Genomic DNA, 4,900 nt, shown 5'->3' with positions numbered 1-4,900 from the left:
GAAAGTCTCGAACCGTTTGACCTACTTAGTTTTCAATGATCTCAAACTCAAACTCAGTACCTTAACTCAAGGCCTATCAGCGTTTGTGGACGGGAATTATAGGGGAAAATGTAAAAGATGTCAAGAGTAAACGTAAAGAAATTGGATAAAAGAGAGATTAATCACTTTTATCCGGGAATATAGGTCGAGACATACCCTGTTTCAGGAATAACAGTAATCACAGCTTGTCTGTTATCATGACCTGTTAGCGTTATTGTCAAATTCGTTTGTATTAAAAAGTCACGCCAATTATCATTTACTGCCCATGAGGCACTACGGTATGGTCTGCCTAAATTATCAAAGGTTATCCTTCTGGTTGTTACAGGGGAATTTTTATTATCCATACCCCCGGTAAATACGATATTTTGTATTCCATATTTACGGGTAAGATTAATTATTTTATTATCATCAACAGTATTATTAAAGCTGCCATTTCCTAATGTTTCCCCGGTCAAAGGATCTGTTGCTTCTTCTGCTAGCGTAGAATCACCGTTATAGGGAAACCTATCCGAAAAAACTTCATAATACCATTCCTTATCCCCACCGTTATTAACATCATGAACCTGACGAATAAATATACTCCACATTTCAGAATACCATTGAGGGTTAACCGGATCAAAACGATCATCCAGCATCGCCAAATGTTGAGTATATCGAATGTGGTTCGCTAATTGTTCTGTCGCTTCCGCCAATGGGTCTCGATTAAAACTCGGCATTGCCAATACACTTAATATCCCAATGACTATAAGAACAAAAATCAATTCCATCATTGTAAAAGCCAAACGTTTCATTATAAATGCCTTGATTAAACAAATTTCATCAAAAAAAGATTATACTAAAAGTATTAAGAAAATAAAGAGAACTGTAAAAGAAGTCAAGAGAGCTTTGAAAGAATTTCGATCAAAGTGAAATTAATCACTTTGGCCCTGGAATATAGGTCGAGACATACCCTGTTTCAGGGATAACAGTAATCACTGCCTGTCTTTCGTCTTGACCTGTAAGTGTTATAGTCATATTTGATGTAATTAAATAATCTCGCCAATTATCATTTGCTGCCGATGATGCACGACGATAGGGTCTACCCAAATTATCAAACGTAACTCTTCTCGTTCCTACTCCAGTACCTTTATTATCATTCCCGCCAGCTAAAACGATATTTTGTACTCCATAGGCTTTTGTCAAATTGGTGGTATTTATATCATTGTTACCAAATTTACTTCCTGTTAATGGATCAGTAGCCTCTTCTGCTGCCGTAGGATTACCATTATATGGAGCTAAATCCGAAAAAACCTCATAAATCCAATCCGTACCAACTTGTTGTATATCAAGCGTCCACATTTCAGAATACCATTGAGGATTAGCAGGATCAAATCGGTCATCTACCATTGCAAGATGCTGAGTATATCTGATGTGGTTCGCTAATTGTTCTGTCGCTTCTGCCAACGGGTCCCGATTAAAACTCGGCATTGCCAAAACAGTTAATATCCCTATTACGATCAGAACAAAAATCAATTCCATCATAGTAAAAGCAAAACGTTTCATTATATATACCTTGTAAAACAAAATTTCATGAAAAAACGATTATAACAAAAAAAGGAGAAAGATTGAGAAAGAAGAGGCTGAACCCGGCATATGCAGGGTTCAGAAGAGTATTAAATTTCGTCTGCGAGTTCGACGTTGTAGAGAATATCATCAGTCGGGTGGCGATACATCGGCATACCGAGACGTTTTTCATCCAAAATATGACCGATAAATCCGATAGAGCGACCGACAACGAAGAATGCATTCAATGCACCTGCGTCGATGAAACCATCGATTTCTTCTTCAGTATACCCTAGCGCACGCCACATATCAACCATCAAGATACCGATAGTACCGTCAACGTTCAAGATTAGGTTATCTTTTTTAGACGTTGTCAATTTTTCGACTTCAAGTGCAAAATCGAGTAACGGAGTAGCCGGGAAGTGCTCAGCCGCATATTTTTTCAATCCTGATACACGAAGATCCGGATTACGAACCGATTTGATACGGTGACCGATACCGGAAATCGTTTTACCCTCTTTTTTCATATAATCAATGAATTCAGCCGGGCTCATACCATGGTCATTCGCATATTTGAAATAGCGTGCCGCATCATCAATCGCTCCACCGAAACGCGGTCCGATAGTGAGAAGACCTGTGACCAACGAACTGATAACGTCTTTACCCGCACGTGCTGTTACTTTAGCATTATGAGCACCCGATACGGCAGGACCGTGATCGGCAACGGTTTTAATAACCGTTTCAAGATAATCAGTTGCCCATTTCGGATAACGTTTTTTGAACCAAAGGAGTGAAATAACATCGCCGATACCGAATCCAGTCTCAGGGGTTGCAACCGAACTGATCGGGTATCCTGCATACGTCGCTTCATCACCGCGGTCATCAGAGATCGTACAAATGAACTCTTTTTTACGACGTACTTTTGGCACCGTACGAAGTTCAGGTTCAACGATTTCACCGATAGTACCTTCTGCACGAAGTTTGCCATACACTTCAGCAATGGTGTGCGGAAGGTCGTTGAAGCTCGCAGGAACATAAATACCCGCTGCAGCCATTGCTTCATTTTTTGCTGCTGCAGTTTCTGCATCCGCATTTGCCGAAGCACCTGCGTGACCAAATTGAACACCTGAGCTGAAATGTTTAGCGATCGTACCGATACACCATGCGATAATCGGTTTTTTGATCTTGCCGGATTTTACCGCTTCGATCACTTTGTACTCTTCAGTACCCCCGACTTCTCCAAGTAATACCATGTATTTAACTTGAGGATTGCGCTCCATACGAAGAAGGTTATCAATAAATACCGAACCGACGAAACGGTCTCCACCAATCGCAACACCTTCTGCAATACCGTCAGCATTGATAGAGATGATGTTTGAAAGCTCGTTAAACAAACCGCCAGAACGTGTTACAAGTCCGCATGAACCGGCACGGTGAAGTTTAGAGTTAATGATATTTTCAATCGTTCCGCCGACGTTTGCGATTTTAAATCCGCCCGGAGCGATACCGCCGACCGTAGCCGGTCCGATAACAACAACACCTGCATCACGAGCCGCTTGGTTCATTTTACGAGCCAAACGCTCAGGAATACCTTCAGCTGTAACCATGACAGTTTTGAATTGTCCTTTGATCGCGATTGCTTCCATTGTAACATCGTACGCCGTTCGGAAAGAACCGAAGTTCAATAAAACGTCCGCATTCGGAAATGCTGCAGCCGCTTCGGTTGTGTTACGGAAAACAGGAACCATAACTTCATCAGGACCGTAGAAAAATTTCTCGAATTTATTTCCTGAAGTAGGAGCAACGATTGCTGCAACCGATGGCTTAGCACGGTTGATAACATAGTCATAATCCAACATACGTTGGATAGCACTCGCATTGTTGTTCCAAAAAATTGCTTGTGTATCTTTGGTAAATAAAGCACCCATCATTCTCTCCTTATTTCTCTAAAGCCATACGTACGATATCCGTTACGTGTGTTTCTGGCCCATAAACTTCGATATAGAGACCCAAACGGTCTGCCGCTTCTTTGATGTCTTTTAGACCTTTTTCATAGTTCGGTCCGCCGCGACGCACATATATACGAGTTCCTACCGCTTTCATTTTATCTGCATAGGTTTCAAACGACTGGATAATTCCGGTAAATGTTTTTGCAACGTCGGTAAAGTTTGCAATCGCACCCCCGATGATGAGGATTTTATCGCGACCTTTCGGATCTTTGTGACGTGTCATCAAATCCAAAACGGTATCTGCATAGAATTTAGTTTCACCTGTTGTCGGTCCGCCTGAATATTCTCCGTAGTTTGCCAAGTCAGCAACGTTTCCGGAAAGGTCAGCAATGGTATCGGCATATACAACCGAAGCACCACCGCCCGCGACCATGGTCCAAATTCGGCCCATTGGGTTAAGAATAGTCAATTTCAATGAAGCACCCGATTTCGAGTCTGCTTCTGCGATCGCTTTTTCTTCCGGGGATTGATCTTCCATTCCGAATGCTGTCGGGAACTCAGCACCGCACCATGATTCACCCATCATGAAGCCTGCTGTATCATCAAGACGAGCAACAAGGTCAAGAATGTGCATATCATTACCGATCATAACGATCGGATTGATTTCAAGGTAAGCAAAGTTCAAATCGCGATAGAATTTGTAAAACTGCTCAGCAAATGTAATGAAACGCTCTTTGTTTTCTGCCGGAATTCCTGCAGGAACGTTTGCACGGATCAAGTGAGCAATATTTGCATCGTCCATAGTGATAGGAATCGTTACTTCATTAACTTTTTCTTCCCATCCTTCTTCAACTTCCATACCACCCTCAGCCGATAGATAAAGAACATCGTCTTCACCTACAGTTGTAGCTGAAATATAGTACTCTTGATCTTGAGAGTGCGGAGTGAACGGCTCAACAATGAAGTGAGTCAATGTCCCGTGTTGACCGGAAAGAAGCGTTGTTTCGTGAGAAATTTTGTCGTCAATCCATTTGGCAGCTTCTTCGAGCGTGACATCACCTGGTTTGTTGGTTTTAAACAATACAAGATCGTTTTTACCGCGTTTCCCGAAAAGCATATCCGGTTTTGCAACCAATGCTTCTTGTTTCAACCATTCAAAACCGTGTTTTTGCGCACATGCACGTAATTCATCACCATTGGTTACCAATACCGATTTAAATCCGTAATGAAATCCGCTGAAATATTTTTCCCAGTGTTTTGAGAAAATTGCTTTACCGTCGTATTCACGAATCGCTCTTTGAGCCATTGCAACTCCTTCGAAGAATCTTTTGCCAAGATTATATCATTTATGGGCTATTTGAATGATTTCT

4 protein-coding genes are annotated in these 4,900 nt (G+C 41.6%); all 4 read right to left on the bottom strand.

Annotated elements, in window-relative coordinates:
• Positions 1-167: 167 nt before the first annotated feature.
• Positions 168-830: a type II/IV secretion system protein gene (locus PHP90_RS13630; RefSeq protein ID WP_299930997.1), complete on the bottom strand. Its 663-nt coding sequence runs from the start codon at positions 828-830 to the stop codon at positions 168-170.
• Positions 831-954: 124 nt separating this feature from the next.
• Positions 955-1,581, bottom strand: coding sequence for a hypothetical protein (locus PHP90_RS13625; protein WP_299930995.1), 627 nt, complete (start codon positions 1,579-1,581; stop codon positions 955-957).
• Positions 1,582-1,691: 110 nt separating this feature from the next.
• Positions 1,692-3,509, bottom strand: coding sequence for a citrate/2-methylcitrate synthase (locus tag PHP90_RS13620; RefSeq protein WP_299930993.1), 1,818 nt, complete (start codon positions 3,507-3,509; stop codon positions 1,692-1,694).
• A gap of 10 nt (positions 3,510-3,519) precedes the next feature.
• Positions 3,520-4,836, bottom strand: coding sequence for an ATP citrate lyase citrate-binding domain-containing protein (locus PHP90_RS13615; protein WP_299930991.1), 1,317 nt, complete (start codon positions 4,834-4,836; stop codon positions 3,520-3,522).
• Between the last annotated feature and the right edge of the window lie 64 nt (positions 4,837-4,900).

Source organism: Sulfuricurvum sp. (genome assembly GCF_028712165.1).
Taxonomy (GTDB): Bacteria; Campylobacterota; Campylobacteria; order Campylobacterales; family Sulfurimonadaceae; genus Sulfuricurvum.
This window is presented reverse-complemented; position numbering and strand designations above follow the sequence as displayed.